The 2,249-nt window shown below is 51.8% G+C and carries 1 protein-coding gene; it reads left to right on the forward strand.

Translation table 11 applies throughout. From position 1 onward, the window contains the following. A partial coding sequence (mgtA, locus tag NZ772_17725; GenBank protein MCS6815395.1) for a magnesium-translocating P-type ATPase occupies window positions 1–1,994 on the forward strand: 1,994 nt, incomplete at its 5' end. Between the last annotated feature and the right edge of the window lie 255 nt (window positions 1,995–2,249).

Below are 2,249 nucleotides of genomic sequence, written 5' to 3' on the forward strand. Positions count from 1 at the left end.
TGGGCACCAATGTAGTCAGTGGCACGGCAACAGCGGTGGTCGTTTCTACAGGCGATCGCACCTACTTCGGCTCCTTGGCGAAAAACATCGTGGGCAAGCGAGTCCTTACTAGTTTTGAGCAGGGGGTCAACCGGGTCAGCTATTTGCTGATCACCTTTATGGCCGTGATGGTGCCGATCGTGTTCATTATTCAGTTGGTTACCAAAGGCAACTTCCTAGATGCGCTGCTGTTTTCTCTATCCATTGCTGTGGGGCTGACCCCTGAAATGCTGCCCATGATTGTGACCGCCAACTTAGCACGGGGAGCGGTCGTCATGGCCAATCAAAAAGTGGTGGTGAAGCGCATCAATGCTATCCAGAACTTTGGTGCTATGGACATCCTCTGTACCGACAAAACTGGTACCTTGACACTGGATAAAATCATTCTCGAACGCCATGTGAATATCCATGGCTACGAAGATGATGAACCGCTGGAGTACGGTTATTTGAATAGCTACTACCAGACGGGCTTAAAAAACCTGCTGGATGTAGCGGTGTTGGAACATGTGGAGTTGAACACAACGCTGAAACCCGCAGAAGCCTACGCCAAGGTGGATGAAATTCCCTTCGACTTTGTGCGTCGCCGCATGTCAGTGGTGGTTGAACCCCGTGGAGGTCAGGCAGAAGGCAACCATATCCTAATCTGCAAAGGAGCAGTGGAGGAGTTGTTCAATGTCTGCTCCCATGCCAAGTATCGGGGCGAAATCATGCCTATGAACGACTTTGTACGAATGGAAGGGTTACGGGTGACCCAAAGTCTGAACGAGGAGGGTTTCCGGGTGATTGCTGTTGCCTACAAGGAAATCCCCATTCCCCTGGATACGGTTCCTACCTACAGCACCCAGGATGAGTGTGACCTGATTCTGGTGGGGTATCTAGCCTTCCTTGACCCGCCCAAAGATAGTGCCATTGAGGCGATCGCTGCCCTGAAGGATAACGGCGTTGCGGTGAAAGTGATCACCGGCGACAACGACATCGTTACCCGCAAAGTCTGCAAAGAGGTGAACCTAGAGGTTCAGGGTGTGCTGGTGGGGAGCCAAATCGAGCGTTTGAGCGATGACGATCTCAAAGCGCAGCTAGACACCACCACCATCTTTGCCAAAGTCTCTCCCCTGCAAAAAGCCCGCATTATCCGTTTGCTGCGGGAACAAGGGCACACTGTCGGCTACATGGGCGATGGCATTAACGATGCGGCGGCCCTGCGGGATGCGGATGTAGGAATTTCTGTGGATACTGCTGTAGACATCGCCAAGGAATCCGCCGATATCATCCTGCTGGAAAAGAACCTGATGGTACTGGAGCGGGGAGTAATCGAAGGACGGCGCACCTTTGCCAACATCCTCAAGTACTTGAACATGACCGCCAGTTCCAACTATGGCAACGTGTTCAGCGTCATGGGGTCGAGTGCCGTGCTGCCCTTCCTGCCGATGCAGCCGATTCAACTGCTGATTCAAAATCTCATCTACGACCTGTCCCAAACCACCATTCCTTTTGACAATGTGGATAAGGAGTTTCTCCGCAAGCCCCAGAAGTGGAATGTGCCCAATATCGGGCGGTTCATGCTGTTCATTGGCCCAATTAGCTCCATCTTTGATTACGCTACCTACATCGTCATGTGGTTTGTGTTTGGGGCAAATACACCAGAGGAAGTGAAGCTATTCAACTCCGGTTGGTTTGTGGAAGGGCTACTGTCCCAAACCCTGGTGGTTCACATGTTGCGCACGGCTCGCGTGCCCTTTGTGCAAAGCTGGCCCTCGCTGCCCGTGTTGCTCTCGACTGGCACAGCTATCATTGTGGGGATGATTCTGCCCTTTACCCCAATTGGGGCAGCATCGGGCATGGTTCCCCTACCAGCCAACTACTTCATCTGGCTATGGTTAATCCTGGGTTCCTACTGCCTGCTGACTCAATATCTCAAAGGGTTCTACATCCGCACCTTTGGTAAGTGGCTGTAAGGGTATAACTCTCATGGTGCTAGCTACCCCGCATGGCTCCAGCAAGCTGAGATAGCTAGCACCTTTCCTAGCCTAAGACTTCAATCCCATCCATCCTATTCATCATTTGGAGGTTTGTTCAATGCTAGTACTAGAGAATGTTTGGGCGGCACTCTTTGCCGTTGCTGCCATCTTTATTGGCTACTACGCCCTAATCTATTTCATCGTCGTGGTGATGATGAAACAAGGTGTTTCCCATCAGCATCGTCCCCGCTA

The organism is Cyanobacteriota bacterium, from assembly GCA_025054735.1.
Taxonomy (GTDB): domain Bacteria; phylum Cyanobacteriota; class Cyanobacteriia; order SKYG9; family SKYG9; genus SKYG9.